Source organism: Paraburkholderia dilworthii (assembly GCF_000472525.1).
GTDB lineage: Bacteria > Pseudomonadota > Gammaproteobacteria > Burkholderiales > Burkholderiaceae > Paraburkholderia > Paraburkholderia dilworthii.
On sequence record NZ_AWZT01000017.1, the window covers coordinates 48342 to 66022 of the forward strand.

At 63.6% G+C, this 17681-nt stretch carries 18 protein-coding genes and 1 pseudogene; 6 read left to right on the top strand and 13 right to left on the bottom strand.

Translation table 11 applies throughout. The annotated features are described in order from the left end of the window. From ltaE to F759_RS0116655, 3 genes are all read right to left on the bottom strand, one after another. A complete protein-coding gene (gene ltaE, locus F759_RS0116645; protein ID WP_027800861.1) occupies positions 1–1008 on the bottom strand; it encodes a low-specificity L-threonine aldolase in 1008 nt (335 codons plus the stop codon). 384 nt (positions 1009–1392) lie between these two features. Further along, positions 1393–2160 carry a peptidoglycan DD-metalloendopeptidase family protein gene (locus tag F759_RS0116650; RefSeq protein ID WP_027800862.1) on the bottom strand — a complete coding sequence of 256 codons (768 nt, stop codon included), beginning with the start codon at positions 2158–2160 and terminating at the stop codon, positions 1393–1395. Between the two features lie 128 nt (positions 2161–2288). After that, positions 2289–2600, bottom strand: a complete 312-nt coding sequence (locus F759_RS0116655; RefSeq protein WP_027800863.1) for a cupin domain-containing protein — start codon at positions 2598–2600, stop codon at positions 2289–2291. 268 nt (positions 2601–2868) lie between these two features. Between F759_RS0116655 and F759_RS0116660 the strand changes: the two genes are divergently transcribed. Together F759_RS0116660 and F759_RS0116665 are read left to right on the top strand one after the other, a co-directional pair. Continuing rightward, on the top strand, positions 2869–3186 hold the full coding sequence (locus F759_RS0116660; RefSeq protein ID WP_027800864.1) for a hypothetical protein: 318 nt from the start codon (positions 2869–2871) through the stop codon (positions 3184–3186). A 175-nt stretch (positions 3187–3361) separates the two neighbouring features. Then, positions 3362–4168, top strand: a complete 807-nt coding sequence (locus F759_RS0116665) for a DUF2968 domain-containing protein (RefSeq protein ID WP_027800865.1) — start codon at positions 3362–3364, stop codon at positions 4166–4168. 205 nt (positions 4169–4373) lie between these two features. On the opposite strand, the gene F759_RS0116670 is transcribed toward F759_RS0116665, so the two are convergent. From F759_RS0116670 to F759_RS0116695, 6 genes are all read right to left on the bottom strand, one after another. Then, on the bottom strand, positions 4374–4700 hold the full coding sequence (locus F759_RS0116670) for a DUF4148 domain-containing protein (protein ID WP_027800866.1): 327 nt from the start codon (positions 4698–4700) through the stop codon (positions 4374–4376). Positions 4701–4969: 269 nt separating this feature from the next. Then, entirely contained in the window at positions 4970–6379 is a 1410-nt protein-coding gene (gndA, locus tag F759_RS0116675) for an NADP-dependent phosphogluconate dehydrogenase (RefSeq protein WP_027800867.1), read from the bottom strand. Between the two features lie 146 nt (positions 6380–6525). Next, positions 6526–7152, bottom strand: coding sequence for a DUF938 domain-containing protein (locus F759_RS0116680; protein WP_027800868.1), 627 nt, complete (start codon positions 7150–7152; stop codon positions 6526–6528). A 49-nt stretch (positions 7153–7201) separates the two neighbouring features. Then, positions 7202–8071 carry an NAD-dependent protein deacetylase gene (locus F759_RS0116685; protein WP_027800869.1) on the bottom strand — a complete coding sequence of 290 codons (870 nt, stop codon included), beginning with the start codon at positions 8069–8071 and terminating at the stop codon, positions 7202–7204. A gap of 50 nt (positions 8072–8121) precedes the next feature. Then, the gene (locus tag F759_RS40905; RefSeq protein WP_244438850.1) at positions 8122–8352 is read right to left on the bottom strand and encodes an oxidoreductase-like domain-containing protein; all 231 of its coding nucleotides are present in this window, start codon (positions 8350–8352) and stop codon (positions 8122–8124) included. A gap of 131 nt (positions 8353–8483) precedes the next feature. After that, entirely contained in the window at positions 8484–9269 is a 786-nt protein-coding gene (locus F759_RS0116695; protein ID WP_051377319.1) for an SDR family oxidoreductase, read from the bottom strand. A 221-nt stretch (positions 9270–9490) separates the two neighbouring features. Between F759_RS0116695 and F759_RS0116705 the strand changes: the two genes are divergently transcribed. Continuing rightward, entirely contained in the window at positions 9491–10354 is an 864-nt protein-coding gene (locus tag F759_RS0116705) for a polysaccharide deacetylase family protein (RefSeq protein ID WP_027800872.1), read from the top strand. Between the two features lie 74 nt (positions 10355–10428). Here the strand turns inward: F759_RS0116705 and F759_RS37900 are convergent. Then, positions 10429–11292 (bottom strand): annotated as a pseudogene (locus F759_RS37900) (DUF2252 family protein); the annotation flags it as partial. Positions 11293–11514: 222 nt separating this feature from the next. Here F759_RS37900 and motA point away from each other — a divergent pair. Further along, complete coding sequence (gene motA, locus F759_RS0116715; protein ID WP_027800873.1) at positions 11515–12402, top strand: flagellar motor stator protein MotA; 888 nt, start codon at positions 11515–11517, stop codon at positions 12400–12402. Next, the gene (gene motB, locus F759_RS0116720; RefSeq protein WP_027800874.1) at positions 12399–13385 is read left to right on the top strand and encodes a flagellar motor protein MotB; all 987 of its coding nucleotides are present in this window, start codon (positions 12399–12401) and stop codon (positions 13383–13385) included. Before motA ends, motB begins: the two co-directional genes overlap by 4 nt. 49 nt (positions 13386–13434) lie before the next feature. Here the strand turns inward: motB and F759_RS0116725 are convergent, their stop codons facing one another. The 3 genes from F759_RS0116725 to F759_RS0116735 form a co-directional block, all read right to left on the bottom strand. Next, on the bottom strand, positions 13435–14244 hold the full coding sequence (locus F759_RS0116725; RefSeq protein WP_027800875.1) for an exodeoxyribonuclease III: 810 nt from the start codon (positions 14242–14244) through the stop codon (positions 13435–13437). A gap of 23 nt (positions 14245–14267) precedes the next feature. Then, positions 14268–14510 carry a hypothetical protein gene (locus F759_RS0116730; protein WP_027800876.1) on the bottom strand — a complete coding sequence of 81 codons (243 nt, stop codon included), beginning with the start codon at positions 14508–14510 and terminating at the stop codon, positions 14268–14270. Positions 14511–14640: 130 nt separating this feature from the next. After that, positions 14641–16740 carry a D-(-)-3-hydroxybutyrate oligomer hydrolase gene (locus F759_RS0116735; protein ID WP_027800877.1) on the bottom strand — a complete coding sequence of 700 codons (2100 nt, stop codon included), beginning with the start codon at positions 16738–16740 and terminating at the stop codon, positions 14641–14643. A 158-nt stretch (positions 16741–16898) separates the two neighbouring features. Between F759_RS0116735 and F759_RS0116740 the strand changes: the two genes are divergently transcribed. Continuing rightward, positions 16899–17669, top strand: a complete 771-nt coding sequence (locus F759_RS0116740) for a (2Fe-2S)-binding protein (protein WP_027800878.1) — start codon at positions 16899–16901, stop codon at positions 17667–17669. Positions 17670–17681: the final 12 nt, after the last annotated feature.

Consider the following 17681-nt stretch of genomic DNA (forward strand, 5'->3'; position numbering starts at 1 on the left):
TCAACGCGCGGCGAAATAGCCCTTCACTGCCGCGATAAACGTGTCGATGTCCGCGCGCGACACGTCCTTATGCGTGACGAACCGTGACGCATACAGCATCTGCGTGAGGATGCCGCGCTCCTGAAGCCATGCTTCGAGCGGCGCGCAGTGCTGTTGCGCAAACTGCGCGAACACCATGTTGGTCGCAACCGACTGCACCTTGACCTGCTCGATGGCTTCCAGACCCGCCGCCAGATGCGCGGCGTTCGCGTGGTCGTCGGCGAGACGCTCGACGTTGTGATCGAGCGCGTACAGGCAAGCCGCCGCGAGCACGCCCGCCTGGCGCATGCCGCCGCCGAGCACCTTGCGCCAGCGGTGCGCGACCTCGATCAGCGCGCGGCTGCCGACCAGCACCGAACCGACCGGCGCGCCCAGGCCTTTCGAAAAGCAGATCGAAACCGAATCGAACGGCGCGCATAAGGCCGCAACCGGCTTGCCCGACGCGACCGCCGCGTTGTAGACGCGCGCGCCGTCGAGGTGAGCCGACAAGCCCCGTTCGCGCGCAAGCTGCACCGCCTCGGCGACATAAGCCTCGGGCAGCACTTTGCCGCCGATGGTGTTTTCCAGCGCCAGCAGCCGCGTGCGCGCAAAGTGGTTGTCGATCGGTTTGATCGCGGCCGCGATCTTCTCGAGCGGGATCGAACCGTCAGCGGCATTTTCGAGCGGTTGCGGCTGGATGCTGCCGAGCACCGCCGCGCCGCCGCCTTCGTATTTGTATGTGTGGGCCAACTGGCCGACGATGTATTCGTCGCCGCGCGCGCAATGCGCCATCAGCGCCGCGAGATTGCTTTGCGTGCCGCTCGGAAAGAACAGCCCGGCCTCCTTGCCGGTGCGTTCGGCGAGCGTCGACTGCAAACGCAGCACGGTCGGGTCGTCGCCCCAGACGTCGTCGCCCACTTCGGCGGCGGACATGGCCGCGAGCATCGCCGGGGTCGGACGGGTTACGGTATCGCTGCGCAAATCGATCATTGTGTGTCCCTGTGCGTCTTTCGTGTGAGAGGCCATGAGGATCGGGCGGCTCGCCGCGTCCGCTTGCAACAGCGGCAACGACAGCAGTGGCGCCGGCTCGTGAGCCACACAGTGTATTCAATTCGCGCGACCCTCGCAGGGCGGCGTCACAGTACTTTCAACGGCGCCGCCGGAGTTAACCGCGGCTCGACTTGGGCTCAACTTGAGCTTAGCCCAGGCTTTAAACTGGGGCTCAACGCTCGCTTAACTCAAGCTCGACGGCGCTGAGTCCGCGTCCGACCCCGTTCAAGCCAAGCTCACCCCCCGTTCAAACCGGACTCAGGCTCCCGTTCAAACCGGGCTCGCTTCCCCTTCAGGCCGGCTCACTCCCCGTTCAAGCCACGCTCAGCCGCCCGGCTTCGGTAGCCACGCGAGCGGATCCACCGGCTGGCCGTTCTGGCGGACCTCGAACTGGATCGACGCGACGCCGCGGCTATCCACGCCCACTTCCCCGATAGTCTGCCCTTGCGCTACCGCATCGCCTTCCTTGACGAGCAACGTGCTGTTCTGCCCGTAAGCGGTGATCAGCGAGTCGTCGTGCTTGATGATGATGAGCGGGCCGTATGCCTCGATGCCCGACCCCGCGTAGACCACGCGGCCGGTGGCGGCTGCCTTGACTGGATCGCCTGGACGCCCGCCGATCACGATGCCGTTCGACTTGCCTGCGACGAACGTCTTCAGAATCGGCCCTCGCAACGGCCATTGCAGCACGCCCTGTTGCGGTGCGGCGGACGCCGTGGGCGCGCCCGGCGCTGTCGGCGCATTCGGCGTCACGCCGACAGGCGGCGCGACAACGCTGCCGGACGCCATCGGCGGAGAAACGCGCAGCACCTGTCCGGGAGCGACGGCTGCGTTGACTGGCAGGCCGTTCCAGGTCGCGATGTCCTGCGGCTTGTGTCCATATGCCGATGCAATTCCGGGGAGCGTATCGCCTGGATTCACGCGATAAAAACCGGCCGGCACCGGCACCGTGCTGAGCGTGGTCGGCCGCGACTGCGTGTTGCCGTAAAACGGCGTGTTGTCCCACGGCATGCTGGTGCAGCCGTTCAGTATCATGCCTAGCGCGGCAGTCGCCAGCACACGGGGCCCCGTCAGTTGCCACGGTCTCGTCATGTGATTTCCCTCGACATTTTTTGGATTCAATCTTCTCATTCGATCGTCTTCAATCGATGCCCTAGCACTTGCCGTGCCGCTGCCGGTACAGCAAGCCGCGGCCCGACACATTATCAGCCGCGCGTAACTCAGACACTGCCCTCGGCTTCGACGACGAGAATGCGCGCCGCGCCGATCGGATGCGCCACGTGCTCAGTGCCCACGGATGCGTAGAACACATCGCCGGTTTCCAGAATAGCCGCCTGCTCGACGCCATCTTCGCGATAGCGCATCTCGACGCGACCGTCCAGCACGGCAAACACTTCCTCGCCGTCGTTCACGTGCCACTTGTACGGTTGATCGGTCCAATGCAGACGCGTCGTGATGCCGCCCATGTTGGCGATCTCGAGCGCGCCCCAGGCGCGCGTCGCGGTAAAGCCCTTACTGCGAATGATCTTCATGGTTCCAGGACACTTGTAAAGACGGCGCTGCCTGGCGGCTGCCGCTATTTGAACCGTACGCGGCGCCCACGAAGGGCTCGCCGCGCCGACGCTTCGAGCGCCCATTATAAGTCGCGACTCAAGCGGCACCTGTGGCGCGGCCCTTGCTCACGCAGGGGCGTTTGCGCAATGGTGTGAGCATTGAAACCTTTGGACGCTCGCCTATACTCAACCTTGCTGCGCCCAGGCGGTGCGGACTAAAACGACCGGATCCCGCAAGGAGTCGTCGATGAATAAAGCCACATTTCTGGCCGTGCAACTGAACGTCGACGACGTGGCCGGGTCGCCCGGACTGGCCGAATTGTTGAACACGCACCTGATTTTTGCCGCCGATGTTGCCGAAGCCGCCGACGCGCTCGTGCAGCTCGCCAGCATCGCGGGACTGTCGGGCGGCGTCGAGGCGCGCGTCGAGATTCCCGCGGTAGCCCTCGAGCGGCTGCGCGAGGCGCTCGACATTCTGAGCGGCTACGACGAATCGTGGCTGCTTGCGCTCGAACCGAGCCGCGCGCTATTCGACGACATCGGCAGGCATCGCACCCTGCATTGAGGCTGCGCTCGCAGACGATATCCGCAGGCATGTGCAGCCCCGGCGCAACGCGGCACCTGTTCGCACGCGCCGTCGAGCCTTCGCTTTTCGCTCACCGCCCAAGCCGCCAGTTAGCCGGAACGCTTCATTGCCGGCGCCGTCTGGCCGTTCCGGGCAGTCAACCGGAGGAACCGCCGTGAAAAGTCTCCTGAACCGCCGTAGCGTGCTGGCAGGCCCATCGCATGTCGTCAGGGTCGCGCAGGACAATGCCAACGCTTCAGTCTCGCCTGATGATGCCGATGATGCGTCGCCGGGCATGGCGTCCGAAGCGTCGTCTGACGGTGCGTCCCGTCTTGCGTCCGGTCTTGCGGCTGGCCTCGGGTCCGCCGGCTCGACGCAGGCCGCGGTGGCCCGCGGCGCCGCGCGTCCCGTGCTGACCTTGCGGCCCGTGCAGGCAGTGCCGTCGCAGGTCAGCGCGCGTGGCGTGCAGATCGCGAATACCGCCGAAGTCGAATGGCTTGCCGAAGAAGAGGCGCTCACGCCGTTTCGCGTGTTCCGCAGCTTCGCGTACTCGGTGAGCCTGCTGTTTCACGCGAAGGAGCTCGTGTACTACATCGCGCTATATCAGGACGGCGCGCTATGGCGCGCGCTGAAGGCGGCCGACCTCGAAGCGGCCGAGGCGGCCTTTCATCATTTCGAAGACCAGGCGACCCGGCTCTCGGACTGCGAAACCCGCCGCGCGCAACTCGAGGCGCAAAACGAGCAGTTGGCCCGCATGATCGCGCGTTCGGAAGCGCAAGCCGAACGGCTGCGCAGCGACTTGCAGCGGCGCGGCGCTCAGGAGCAGGCGGCGTCGAACCGGCAGCATCAGGTGCGCAAGGAAGTCGCACAACTCGAGGCCCAGCGCGTGGCCGCGCAAGCGCATCTGAACAAGGCGCATCGGCAGATGCAGCAGCTCAGTCTGGCCAGCAACGAAGCAATTCCGCACCTGCCGACCCGTTGATTCGCACGGATGCCCACGCGAGGCGGACGCGTTGCGTGGCATGCCCGCCTCCCGCTAGACGTTGTCAAACCGTAAACGGCAAACGCCGCCAAGGCGAAACCTTGGCGGCGTTTTTCGTATCGGCAGCGACCTGTCAGTCAGATGGCGCTTTTGATCTACTTCGGCGCGACCGGTTGTCCGATCGCTTGCTTAGCCAATTGCCGAATTAGTTGCCGAAATAGACCGAGTTACGGTCGGTGCTGAGCGCACGGCCTGCTTGCGAGGTGCCGGCGATCGGTGCGCCGTAGCCGCTGTCCGCCACTTGGGCTGCGGCTTGCGTGGTGCCGTTCTGTGCGTCGACGCGGGTTTGAGCGGCTTGCAGGCTGGCGGGGTAATCGACATGGTCGCCGACCGGGTTGTAGCCTGCCTTTTCGAGCTGGACCAGTTCGGCGCGAACTTGAGCGCGCGTGACAGGCTGGTTCGATTGAGCAAACGAAGCAACCGGAGCGGCCAGAGCGGCGGCGACTACAACGGCAGAGATAAGAGTCTTCATGATGTATAACCTCCAGAACTTGTTGTGATTCGCTTCGGGCTTTGTTGTCCCTAGCGCTTGAACAGAAGTTTAGGAGCGAGAACATCTAGGGGAAACCCCTAAAACGACGAAACTCTATTCCGCAAATTGCAATAGTCCGCGTCTGAAGCAGGCTCGTGTCTGCGCCGCGTCTAGTCCGCGGCAATAATGGCAGCCCCAGAGCGTTTCAATCGCCACAGCGCCGCGCGCGCCTTGCTTCAAGCACGCGCCGCGGCGGCGGTTCAAACGTTTCAGCTCCAGTTCGCGTGGAAGCTGCCGGGCTTGTCGGTGCGCTCGAACGTGTGCGCGCCGAAGAAGTCGCGTTGCGCCTGCACGAGGTTCGCGGGCAGCCGCTCGGAGCGGTAGGCGTCGAAATATGCAACCGCCGACGCGAACGCCGGCACCGGCACGCCGGCATTGATCGCGGCGACCACCACTTCGCGCAATGCCGACTGATAGTTGCTCGCAATATCGCGGAAGTACGGGTCGAGCAGCAGATTCGCGATCGCTTTGTTCTTCGTGTAGGCGTCGGTGATCTTCTGCAGGAAGCGGGCGCGGATGATACAGCCGGCGCGGAAAATCTTCGCGATCGTGCCGAAATCGAGATCCCACTTGTATTCCTCCGACGCCGCGCGCAGTTGCCCGAAGCCCTGCGCGTACGAGATGACCTTGCTGAAGTACAGCGCGCGGCGCACCGACTCGATGAACGCGTCGCGCTCGGCGCCGAGCGGCTGGGCCTTCGGTCCGTCGAGCACCTTGCTTGCAGCCACGCGCTGGTCCTTCAGCGACGACAGCACGCGCGCGAACACCGCTTCGGTAATCAGCGGCAGCGGCGCGCCGAGATCGAGCGCGTTCTGGCTCGTCCACTTGCCGGTGCCCTTCTGCGCCGCGCGATCCAGAATCACGTCGACCAGATCCTTGCCGGTTTCCTCGTCTTTCTTGCTAAAGATCTTTGAGGTGATTTCGATCAGATAGCTGTCGAGCTCGCCCTGATTCCACTCCGTGTAGACCTTGCCAAGCTCTTCGTTCGACAGACCGGCGACCTGCTTGAGCACCGCGTAGCTTTCCGCGATCAGTTGCATGTCGCCGTATTCGATGCCGTTGTGCACCATCTTCACGAAATGGCCCGCGCCGTCCGGGCCCATGTAGGCGACGCACGGTTCGCCGTCCGGCGCTTTGGCGGCGATCTCGGTGAGGATCGGTGCGACCAGGTCATACGCGTCGCGCTGTCCGCCCGGCATGATCGACGGACCTTTCAGCGCGCCTTCCTCGCCGCCCGACACGCCCGTGCCGATAAAGTGCAGGCCAGCTTTCGCCAGTTCCTGGTTGCGGCGGATCGTGTCGGTGAAATGCGTGTTGCCGCCGTCGATCAGAATGTCGCCCTTTTCCAGCAGCGGCTTGAGCGATGCGATAGTCGCGTCGGTCGGCTCGCCGGCCTTGACCATGAGCAGAATGCGGCGCGGCTTTTCCAGCGATTCCACGAACTCTTCCAGCGTGAACGCCGGCACGAGCTTCCTGTCCGGATATTCGGCGATGAGTTCATCGGTCTTCTCGCGGCTACGGTTGTAGACCGACACCGCGTGGCCGCGGCTCTCGATGTTGAGCGCCAGATTGCGGCCCATGACCGCTAGCCCCACCACGCCGATTGCCTGTTTGCCCATGTGAATTCTCCAGTGTCCAAAAATGTCGTGACGCCGCGCCGGAAGGAACGTCGGCCGGACGTCGAGGGTGAAAGCATAAAAGAAATGCCGGTTTGCCGCTTGTTATCGGGCAAGTTAAACGGCTTTCGCACGGTTGCCCGCAGTCGCTACGCCGTGGCTTCGCGCTTTCGGAACACGAGGCTGAAATTGTTGGCCGGCATCGCGACCGGCTCGTCGCACGCGAATCCCGCCGATGCCGCAAGCGCCATGACCGCTTCCATGTTGCGCACGCCCCATGCAGCTTCGCGGCTCTGCAATTGCCGATCGAACGCCTCGTTGCTCGGCGCGGTATGCGCGCCGCAGCGCTTGTACGGACCGTACAGATACAGTACACCGCCATCCGCGAGATGGCGGCTCGCGCCCGCGAACAGCGCTTGCGCCGCGCTCCACGGCGCAATGTGAATCATGTTGATGCAAACCACCGCATCGAGTGCGCCCACGCCCCAATCGGCTTGATGGACGTCGAGCGCGAGCGGCGCGCGCACGTTTGGCAATGCGTCGTGCGCGATCCATGCGGCAATCGACTCACGCGCTTGCGCGTCGGCGTCGCTCGGCTGCCAGTCGAGTCCGGGCATGGCGGCGGCGAAGCACATCGCGTGCTGACCGGTGCCGCTTGCGATTTCGAGTACGCGGCCCGTGACCGGCAGCACGGCGCGCAAGACGGCGAGTATCGGTTCGCGGTTGCGTTCGGCTGAGGGCGAATGCTGGCGCATCGACGGAACAGGGTCGGTCATGGTGAGGTGGTCTGCGTTGGGTTGGCTTAGTCGGAGAAAGGCGCGCCGTTCAATCTACCGCGAGACGGCCGGCCAAGGCGGTCAGCATATCGGCGCATGGCGCCGCTATCTTCAGCGACAGCAGCGGATCGGCGCGCGTGCGTCCGAGATTGACCGCTGCGATCGGCTTGCGCTGCTTGTGCGCCCACACGCAGAAGCGATAGCCGGAGTACACCATCAGCGAGGAGCCCACCACCAGCACGGCATCCGCGGCATCGAGCGCATGCGACGCCGCCTCGACACGCTCGCGCGGCACGCTCTCGCCGAAAAACACCACCGCCGGCTTAAGCAGGCCGCCGCAGTTCGCGCACGCCGGCACGCGAAACGCTTCGAGAGCATGCCATTCGAGATGCGCGTCGCCGTCGGCGGCCGTTTCGGCGCTCGCGTTCAGCAGCGCGGGATTTTCCGCTTCGAGCGTCTGCTGGATCGACGCACGTGAATGCTGCGTGCCGCAGTCGAGACAAACGACGCCGTCGATGCCACCGTGCAGTTCGATCACGTCGCGGCTGCCTGCACGCTGATGCAAACCGTCGACGTTCTGTGTGACGAGCGTCGGCACATGGCCAGCGACCTGAAGGCGTGCCAGCGCCGTATGCGCGGCGTTCGGCTGCGCCTGTGCGACGACCGGCCAGCCGACCATGCTGCGCGCCCAGTAACGCCTGCGCATTGCGTCGGTACCGAGGAATTCCTGCAGCGTGATGGGCGGCGAGCGCTTCCATTCGCCGTTGTCGTCGCGATAGCCGGGAATGCCGGAGTCCGTGCTGATGCCCGCGCCGGTCAGCACAAAGAGACGCGGATAGCGCGCTACGAAGTCGTGCAGATCGTCGAGTGTGTGCGATTCGTTGAAGGGTTCGACAGGCGCGGAATGAAGGTCGGTCATGACGGGATGAGTGTTGACTGCGGCGCGGGGCAGAAGTTTGCGACGGCGTTTCAACGACGCTTGCGCGCGTTGCGCTTCTCCGGCACGGTAGCCGCGCGTTGTGCTTGCCGCGCTTGCCATTCGGCCAGCGCGATCTCGTAACGCTCCACCGCCTCGTCATACAGGTCGAACACGCACGGACTACAGCCGCTGTGGCAACAATCGTCGAGATCGGGCCGCACTGGCGGTACGGGCCTTGGATCGTCGATGGAGGTAGCTTGGGGCACGGCTGATGACGTCACGTGAACATGCTGGAAACGCGCCGCGATGCGTGGCTCAAAAAAAGCCAGGCGGCAAAGACGAACCGCAAAGCGAAGAAGGAAAGCATTCAGTATAAGTTGATCTACCGCACGGCGCCTCGCGCGGGCAGCCGTCAGCCGCGTCCTACGAACGGCATCTTGCTTGCCATGATGGTCATGAACTGAACGTTCGCCGACAGCGGCAATTGCGCCATATGCAGCACGGCGTCGGCGACATGCTGCACGTCCATCAACGGTTCGACGGCGATCTCGCCGTTCGCCTGCGGCACACCGCGCGCCATGCGCTCGGCCATCTCCGTTGCCGCGTTGCCGATGTCGATCTGTCCGCACACGATGTCGTATTTGCGGCCGTCGAGCGACACGGCTTTCGTGATGCCAGTGATCGCGTGCTTGGTCGCCGTGTAAGCAATGCTGTTCGGCCGCGGCGCATGGGCCGAAATCGAACCGTTATTGATAATGCGCCCGCCGCGCGGATTTTGCGTTTTCATCAGACCGAACGCGGCGCGCGTGCAGAGAAACACGCCGGTAAGATTGGTGTCGACCACCGAGCGCCATTCATCAATATCGAGTTCGTCGATGTCGACCGGCGAGCCGCTGCGGCCCGCGTTGTTGAACAGCAGGTCGAGCCGTCCATAGCGTTCGCGGATCGTGTCGAACAGCGCGCCGACGCTCGCCGCGTCCGTCACGTCGCACGGCACGGCCAACGCTTCGCCGCCAACGGCGCGCGCCTGTTCGACGACGGCGTCGAGCGCCGCCTGACGACGGCCCGCGAGCACCACGCTATAGCCATGTTCCGCAAGACGCAGCGCACACGCGCGGCCTATGCCGCTTCCCGCGCCCGTTACCAAAGCCACTTTTCGGATTCCCGTTACCGTCACCGCATATCTCCTTGCTTCCATGTTTGTACGCCCGCCTTGCAGCAGCGTTGCACACCCTGCTTCGCACGATACCGCAGCGGACGGTCGATCACAAATGCCACCGAACGCCGGCTTTCATCATGCAGCCACCGCGCTTTCATTGCCGTTCCTGTGCACAAGCGCGCCGGCCCGCGCATCAATGGTATTGTTCGACGTTGCGCGCGGCGCCTTGCCTGCCCGCGCGATTACCGGAAGCACGCTTTATGAACCAACTTTCCACGTCCCACGACGCTGCAGCGGCACCGCTGCGCCGCTGGCCCCAAACCGGCTATCCCGCGATGCTCACCGCCACCGCCGCATGGCACGTTTTCGTGCTCGGCGCATGGCTGCTGGTGCCGCGCGCGTGGCCCTGGTGGCTCACCGCGATCTTCGCGAATCACGCGGTTTTCACGGTGGCCGGCCTGCTTCCGCGTACGTCACTGCTCGGTCCGAACTGGACGCGTCTGCCCGCCGGAGCGCGCAACGCGGATGCAATTGCATTGACGATCGACGACGGCCCGGATCCCTTCGTCACGCCGCAAGTGCTCGATCTGCTTGACGCGTTCGACGTGCGCGCCACCTTCTTCTGCATAGGAGAAAAGGCACGGCGTTATCCGCAGCTAGCACGTGAGATCGTCGCGCGCGGTCATGCGCTCGAAAACCATTCGCAGGTTCACGTGCATACGTTTTCCGTCACGTTTCCGGGCGCGCTTTTGCGCGAAATCGATGCCGCGCAACGCACGCTCGAAGAACTCAGCGGCGAGCGGCCGATGTTCTTTCGCGCGCCGGCCGGCCTGCGCAATATCTTTCTCGAACCTGTGCTGCGCAAGCTCGATCTGCGGCTCGCCGCGTGGACGCGGCGCGGCTACGACACCCGGGAGCGCGATCCGCTGGTCGTCGCGCGAAGGCTGCTCGACGGTCTGGAGCCGCGCGACATACTGCTGCTGCACGATGGCAACGCCGCGCTGACCATCGACGGGAAGCCGCTCATTCTCGCGGTGCTGCCGCGTGTGATCGACGCCGCTCGCAAACGGAACTTGCGCTTCGTCACGCTGCGCGAGGCGAGGGTCGACCGTCCACACCGCTAACTCACGCGGTTGATCCACGCCGCTGCTTTACGCCGCTGCTTTACGCCGCTGCTCCGCACGGCCGGCCCCACCCGTCACATGCGAAAATCCGCAGCCATGTCCTCGTCCGAGCGCGCCTCGATCGCGCCGCTGCGGCACGCTTTGACAAAGACATCGTAATCGCGCTCCACCTGGTCCGCGTAACTCGCCGCGTAAGCCGTGAGCGCTTCGGCGAACTGATCGCCGCGTCCGATATACGCGCTCACTTCCACCGCCTGACCGCTTGCCTTTGCATGGGCACGCGCCATCACCCAGCCGCATAGCCTCGCGTAACCGTTCAGCAGATCGCTGTCGAACAGCTCGATGCTGGCCGACAGCTTCACGTCGCGCAACTGACGAAAGTAGTAATGCCGTCCAAGCGAACTCGTCGCCCAGCCGAGAAAGATGTCTTTGGCGGCCTGCAACATGCGCTGCCCCTGCACCACGCGCTCGCCCTGATGTTTGACGGCCGGCGACTTGTAGTAACGGGCAATCACCGACGGCCTCGCTTCCTTGATCTGCACGAAGAGCGGCTTGTCCATATGATCGACGAGCAGCACAGCCATGCAACGCGCACCCACGCTGCCCACACCCACCATTTTGAACACGATGTCCTGCACGGTGAATTGAGCAAGCAGTTCGCGCCGGTCGTGCGGCATCGTCTTCAGGTACTCGCTCCACATGCCGTCGAGCATGTTGCGTCCGTGCGATCCCCCTAGCTCATCAGTCTCCCCGGCGGTGAACAGTGTGTTCGCGCCGAGCACATGAAAAAGCGCGGGCGGCGCATCGCGAATCACCCAGCGCTCGCCGTCATGCTGGGCCATCTTTTCGAACAAAGTTTCGTGCGTGCGGCTTGCGGCCTTCTCCATGCCGCGCCGCACCGCGCGGCGATGTTCCGGCGTAAGCGCCGTCTCGGCCATGCTAGCAGAGCGGTCGGTAAAAAGGTGCGGGCGGTTTTACCGGCGCCGCATGAGCGCACCGGGACACCGACAATTTTTCAGTTCCGGCTTGGTCGTGCTCTTCAGCAATCATCTTTCGAGCCGTTTACCAGTACATGCGGAAATTCAGTGACGCACGCAAAGTCCCTTTGAACAAGGGCTCGTTTGATAGACGTGCGGCGCGCAAAAGATAACGGAGAAAATATGTTTGTCGCAATTGGCTGGCTGTTGGTGATCGGCTCCGTCATTGGAAGCTTTATTGGCGTGGGCGGTCATTTGCCGGCGCTGATTCAACCGTTCGAATTGTTATGCATTTTCGGCGCGGCAATCGGCGCGTTCGTCGTGAGCAATCCGACTTCGACGCTGAAGAAGACGCTCAAGGCGATTCCTTCATGCTTCAAGGGCGGCGGCTACACGAAGGAAAAATATCTGGAACTGATCGCGCTGCTTTACGAACTGCTTCAGAAGGCACGCAAGGAAGGCATGATGTCGCTCGAAGCCGACGTCTTTGCGCCGGAAGAAAGCGTGATTTTCCAGAAGTATCCGCACGTTCTCGCCGACCATCATCTGCTGGACTTCATCGTGGACTATCTGCGCATGATGTCCGGCGGCAATGTCAATGTGCTCGAAGTGCAGGATCTGATGGATGAAGAACTCGCCACGCATCATGCGGAAGCGTCGGTGGCGGCCAATGCAATCCAGAAGATGGCCGACGGCCTGCCCGCATTCGGCATCGTCGCCGCGGTGATGGGCGTCGTCCACACGATGGGTTCGGTGGGCGCGCCACCCGCCGTGCTCGGCGAGATGATCGCCGGCGCACTGGTCGGCACGTTCCTCGGCATTCTTCTCGCGTATGGCTTTATCGGCCCGCTCGCCGATCTGCTCAACGCGAAGGGTCGCGCCGAAGCGAAGCCGTTTCAATGCGTGAAAGCCGTGCTGCTCGCTTCGCTGTCGGGCTATGCGCCGCCCATCGCAGTGGAGTTCGGCCGCAAGGTGCTGTTTACCGCCGATCGCCCGAGTTTCCAGGAACTCGACGACGCCGTGCGCGCCACCAAATCGCCGAAGCCGCTTGCCGGGGGAGCCGCATCATGACGCAAAGAAGGTCGCGCGGCTCGCAGGACGACGCGCCGCCGCCGATCATCGTGCGTCGCTCAAAAAAGGGCGATGGTCACGACGCGCATCATGGCGGCGCATGGAAAATCGCGTATGCCGACTTCGTCACTGCGATGATGGCGTTCTTTCTGCTGATGTGGCTGCTCGGCTCCACGTCGAAGTTCGACAAGCAAGGCATCGAGGATTACTTCAATACGCCGCTATCGAGCCTGCTCGGCGGCAATGAAGGCACGGCCGCCGCACGGCCGAGCGTCGTGCAAGGCGGCGGCCGCGACATCTCGGACACGCGTCCCGGCGACGGCAAGAAGACCCAGATCGAGCCGGCCACGCCTGTAAACGTGGTGCCGACCGTCGCCCCCGCGGACGCGGCCCGCTTGCAGCAACTGAAAGAGAAGCTAATCTCGTTGATCGAGCAAAGTCCTGCGTTGAAGGCGTTCAAGGATCAGATACGCATTTCGATTACGAACGAAGGGCTGCGCATCGAGATCGTCGATTCGCAGAACCGTCCGATGTTCGCCTCGGGCAGTCCAAGACTACAAACGTATGCGATCGCGATACTCACGCAGATCGGCGCGGCGCTCAACGACGTCGAAAACCGCATTTCGATCGCGGGTCACACCGATGCCGTGCCGTACACCGGCGGCCCTGTCGGCTATTCGAACTGGGAACTGTCGTCCGAGCGCGCGAACGCCGCGCGGCGCGCGCTCGTGGCAGGCGGCATGCATGCCGAAAAGCTGTTGCAGGTTCGCGGCCTCGCAGACGTACTGCCGCTCAACAGCAATGTCGTCGATGAACCGACCAATCGGCGCATCAGCATTCTCGTGATGAACAAGGCCGCGGAACAGGCGTTCTTCCACGATGGCGGGCGAACGTCGATCGACGAAAGTTCTCCTGCCGGTTCGGCGATTCCCGCAGTCGCGGCGCGCATGCGTCCGGCTCCGGGTTCGACGATAGTTCGCTAGCGCTTCACACGACGTTTCGCTGCGGCACCCTGCAGCGAAACGTCGTGCGTCAGCTGCGCGTTTTGCGCCGCCCCGCGCCCATGTCCAGTTCGACCCATGTCGGCGCATGATCGCTTGCGTGCGGCTCGCCGCGCACCCAGCGGTCCACGCCCGCGTCGCGCAAACGCGGCGCGAGATCCGGGCTCAGCAAGATATGGTCGATGCGCAAGCCGGAGTTAGTGTCCCAATGCCGGCGGAAATAATCCCAGAAGGTGTACACCCGCTCATCGCCGAAATGCGTGCGCAGCGAGTCGGTCCACCCTTGCCCGAGGAGACGCCGGTAGCGTTCGCGGCTTTCGGGTTGCAGCAGCGCGTCTTTGAGCCATGAGCGCGGGTTGTAGATGTCTTCATCGGTAGGCACGACGTTGAAGTCGCCGGCTAGCACGACCGGATGTCCGCTCTCGAGCAGCTTCGCGGTGTGGTCGATCAGATGGTCGAACCACTTCAGTTTGTACTCGAACTTCGGACCGGGCTGCGGATTGCCGTTGGGCAGATAGAGGCAGCACACCAGCAGACCGTCGACGGCCGCTTCCAGATAGCGGCTATGCGTGTCGGCTTCGAAACCCGGCAAGCCGCGGCGGCTTTCGAGCGGCGGCTCGCCCTTCGACAGAATCGCCACGCCGTTCCACGCGCTCTGACCATGCCAGATCGCGTGGTAGCCGGCTTCGCGCAATGCCTCGGCGGGAAACGCGCCATCGGCAGCCTTCAATTCCTGCAAGCAGACAATGTCCGGCGCTTCGCGCTCGAGCCATTGCAGCAACGCGGCCTGGCGCGAACGGATTCCATTGATGTTGAATGTCGCAATGCGCAACCTCGCCACGGCACTTCCTCCTGCAACGCAAGTTATTTTGACGCCGTTTTCGGCACGGCTTCGGCAGCTTCATCGCACCATTGCAACGCCCACGATCTCGCGCACGAGATCGCATCGGCCTCGTTAGTAAAGGCGTCGATGTCGCCGGAATCGTGCGACTGGAAACGTTCGTTTTTCCGCGGTATGCGAGTGATTCTGGCCCGCGCGTAGTACACGCCTTCGTCTGCGTGGCGGGCCCGGCAATCGATGTGAAAGTGCTTGTAGTCGAACTGCATCGATTCTCCTCTGAACGCGCTTGATGCCGTCATCGATAGCATGGCTCATACCCGCGCTCGCACTCGACGCAGCGGCCACACGCGCGACGACGCCCGGCGCGCGCGATCCGCTATCGGCATCAATCCCGCATCAGTTCGGCACGTTCACCGCGCCGTTTGCCACGGTAATGGCATTCCCGCCGGGATTTGCCGCAATCGCCGGCAAGTTTGCGACGGTCAATGCAGGCGCCGCGCCCGGCGTACCGCCGCGCGGCACCGTATGGACCACTTGCGACGGCGGCAAAGGCGTGCCGCTCTTCAGATGACTCCACATCAGATTGAGCGCCTGAATGTTGTAGTAATGCAGCGGCACGAAGCGCGTGTCGAAGCCCGCCACGCCGAGGAACGCGTCGAAGTGCTGGCCGTTCGTGATTTCATAGAACGACAGCTTGCTCGCGCCGCCTTCCACGAGTTGGTTCGTTGCGAAATACGGCCGCGACGCATGGTTGATCGGCACCAATGCATCGGCCCGGCCTTGCACGATGATGGTCGGCTTGCCATGCAGGTTCGCATTCACCTTGATCGCTTCCACGCTCGTCGTCAGCGCGCCGTTGGTCCACAGCGTGCGCAGGCACGCTGCGCCCACGTAGCTTGCGTCGACCGTTGCGAGCCGATGATCGAATGCGCCCACCGTGCCCGCGTTATACACGAGGTTGATGCCGTTCGTGGGCGGCACGCCGTTGCCGGTGCCGAACACGGTGAGCATCGGCGAAACGGCTGGCGTCACACCCGCCGCGCCCGTCGAACTCGTCGTGCCGAAGCTGAAGTTGCAGAGGTTGGCGGTCACGCTCGCCCTGGCATAGGCGTTCGCATAGGTCACGGCGACAGCCGGCACCGCTTGCGAATCCCACATCGGCGCATGCAGCACGTCCGAATCGGTCTCGTAGCCGTTCTGATGCAACAGCGCGAGCGCATTGGTCGCCTGCGTGATGGTGTCCGTTCCCGCGATCACACCGTTCGCCGCGAGTGTCGCGCATCGCGCGGTGCGGATCGCGGTGGTCGTGGCAACCGGCAGCGTCGTCAGATACGGCGCGCCGGTTGCGGCAGGCGCGAGCGCCGCGCACGGCTCCAGCAGGTTTGCGAGCGTCATGTAATCCGCAAGCGGCTTGCCGAATGCACCGACGGGCACGCCGCCCTGAGACACCGACACTTGCGAGGGCACGCGCACGTTGATCTGCGGCTCGCCGACCACCACTGCGGTAATGAGGCCGGAAGTATCCTGCTCGGCGGCTGCGAGCGACGCGCCGCCGCCATTGCTCACCGATGCCGCGATCGTCATGATGCTGCCGGGCTTATAGCGCACGGTGCGCGTCGAACCGTTCAACGCCCCATATGAATCGTTGAGCGCCCAATACGCGAACTGGATTGCTTGCAGCGTGTTCTTGCCCCAGTCCTGCTCGGGGTTCTGCTGCGAGTGTGCGTGCTTGAATGCGTAGCGGTTAGGGAACTGGCTGTTATATGTGCCGAGATCCGTGTTGCCCAGGTTGGCCGTGAAGAGGCTCGCTTTGCCCGCGGCGCTCGCGTCCTGCAAAGTGCCGTCGATCAGCGTCACGCGATTCGTCGACAGTTCGTGTGCGCCGTTGCCCGAGCCTTTGTCCGTGTATGCGACCGCGCAACCGCGCTTGAGCCCCCACTCGCCGGCCGCCGAAATTGCGCCATACACGCCGCGCGAACCCGATGACGTTGCGGTGACAATGCACGGTTGATCCGCATTGAAGCTCGCCGGGATCTGCACGAGCACGCTAACGTTTTGCTTACCGCTGCCGTCGTCGGCAAAAGCCAGATATTCCTTGCCGGCGATCTTGCCTTCGCCCAACGTGTCGTTGCCGTTCAGATCGACATTGGGGCCCCAGAAACGCCCGTAGCCGCCATTGCTCGTCATGTCGACGAGCGCCCGATAGTTCGACCAGATCGCGAGGCGCCGCAGTTCCGCAGCCGTGGGTTGCGCGGCGTTGGCAATCGCGGGCGCAGTGGCCGACGCGAGGCCAGTTTTACCGAGTCCCGCAGTGAGCAGGTCGTCGCTATTGCCGTCATATGACTGCGTCTTGACGGCGCCCGCGATGAAGTCAGGCAGAACGTTGGCTTGCGGTGGAGGCGGGCCGTCGTCGTGGCCGCCGTGGCAGGCGCTCACACCAAGCGCGACGACGATTGCAATGGCAAGCGCGGGCCTCACTCCAATGGCTGATGTCATCTGTGCTGTCTCCGTTATTTTTCACAATACCGTTTTTGCGTTAGCGTTGTTCACGCAACCGCGCCGGATTTGCTACGCTCGATTGTTGGAGCGCGACGCTTCGGATACCGACGCATCGTCAGCCTGCATTGACCTTTCAGCGGAGTCAATAGAACGTTATGGCAACTGACAACGAATGCCACGATCCGGGTAACGAAGCTGCCGCCTTACCTCAACCTTCGCGCCGCCGTTTTCTGCAATCAGCCGCGGCCGCGGCGACTGTCGGTGCGGCACCGCACCTTCGCGCGCAAACGCAAACGCCTGCCGCGCCGCCCGCGCAGAGTGCGGCCCCCGTGCCGCCGCGGCCCGTCGCGTTGAATGTCAACGGCCGCGCCTATGCGTTGCAACTCGAACCGCGAGTGACCTTGCTCGATGCATTGCGCGAGTACGCGGGTCTGATGGGCACGAAGAAAGGCTGCGACCGCGGGCAATGCGGCGCATGCACGGTGATTGCCAATGGACGCCGCATCAACTCTTGCCTGACGCTCGCCGTAATGCACGAAGGCGAGACCATCACGACGGTCGAAGGGCTCGCGAGCAATGGCGCATTGAGCCCGCTACAGCGCGCTTTCATCGAACACGACGCGTTTCAGTGCGGCTACTGCACACCCGGCCAGTTATGCTCGGCGACTGCTCTGCTCGAAGAGTTTCGCAACGGCACGGCAAGCGTCGTGACTGAAGATGTGCGCAAAGGTCCTGCCAAACTTTCCGACGACGAAATCCGTGAACGCATGAGCGGCAATATTTGCCGCTGCGGCGCCTACGCGAATATCGTTGCCGCGATACGCGCGGCGCATGAACGCAGCGGTCAGAACGTGAGCGCGGCTGGCGCGCACAACGACGACCATCGCGACAACCACGGCAACCGCAACAACCGCGACAACGCTTGACGGAGCGACGAG

Coding starts and splice junctions, on each gene's coding strand:
- ltaE (WP_027800861.1), bottom strand. CDS start 1,008: ATGATCGATTTGCGCAGCGATACCGTAACCCGTCCGACCCCGGCGATG.
- F759_RS0116650 (WP_027800862.1), bottom strand. CDS start 2,160: ATGACGAGACCGTGGCAACTGACGGGGCCCCGTGTGCTGGCGACTGCC.
- F759_RS0116655 (WP_027800863.1), bottom strand. CDS start 2,600: ATGAAGATCATTCGCAGTAAGGGCTTTACCGCGACGCGCGCCTGGGGC.
- F759_RS0116660 (WP_027800864.1), top strand. CDS start 2,869: ATGAATAAAGCCACATTTCTGGCCGTGCAACTGAACGTCGACGACGTG.
- F759_RS0116670 (WP_027800866.1), bottom strand. CDS start 4,700: ATGAAGACTCTTATCTCTGCCGTTGTAGTCGCCGCCGCTCTGGCCGCT.
- gndA (WP_027800867.1), bottom strand. CDS start 6,379: ATGGGCAAACAGGCAATCGGCGTGGTGGGGCTAGCGGTCATGGGCCGC.
- F759_RS0116680 (WP_027800868.1), bottom strand. CDS start 7,152: ATGACCGACCCTGTTCCGTCGATGCGCCAGCATTCGCCCTCAGCCGAA.
- F759_RS0116685 (WP_027800869.1), bottom strand. CDS start 8,071: ATGACCGACCTTCATTCCGCGCCTGTCGAACCCTTCAACGAATCGCAC.
- F759_RS0116695 (WP_051377319.1), bottom strand. CDS start 9,269: ATGGAAGCAAGGAGATATGCGGTGACGGTAACGGGAATCCGAAAAGTG.
- F759_RS0116705 (WP_027800872.1), top strand. CDS start 9,491: ATGAACCAACTTTCCACGTCCCACGACGCTGCAGCGGCACCGCTGCGC.
- motA (WP_027800873.1), top strand. CDS start 11,515: ATGTTTGTCGCAATTGGCTGGCTGTTGGTGATCGGCTCCGTCATTGGA.
- motB (WP_027800874.1), top strand. CDS start 12,399: ATGACGCAAAGAAGGTCGCGCGGCTCGCAGGACGACGCGCCGCCGCCG.
- F759_RS0116730 (WP_027800876.1), bottom strand. CDS start 14,510: ATGCAGTTCGACTACAAGCACTTTCACATCGATTGCCGGGCCCGCCAC.
- F759_RS0116735 (WP_027800877.1), bottom strand. CDS start 16,740: ATGACATCAGCCATTGGAGTGAGGCCCGCGCTTGCCATTGCAATCGTC.
- F759_RS0116740 (WP_027800878.1), top strand. CDS start 16,899: ATGGCAACTGACAACGAATGCCACGATCCGGGTAACGAAGCTGCCGCC.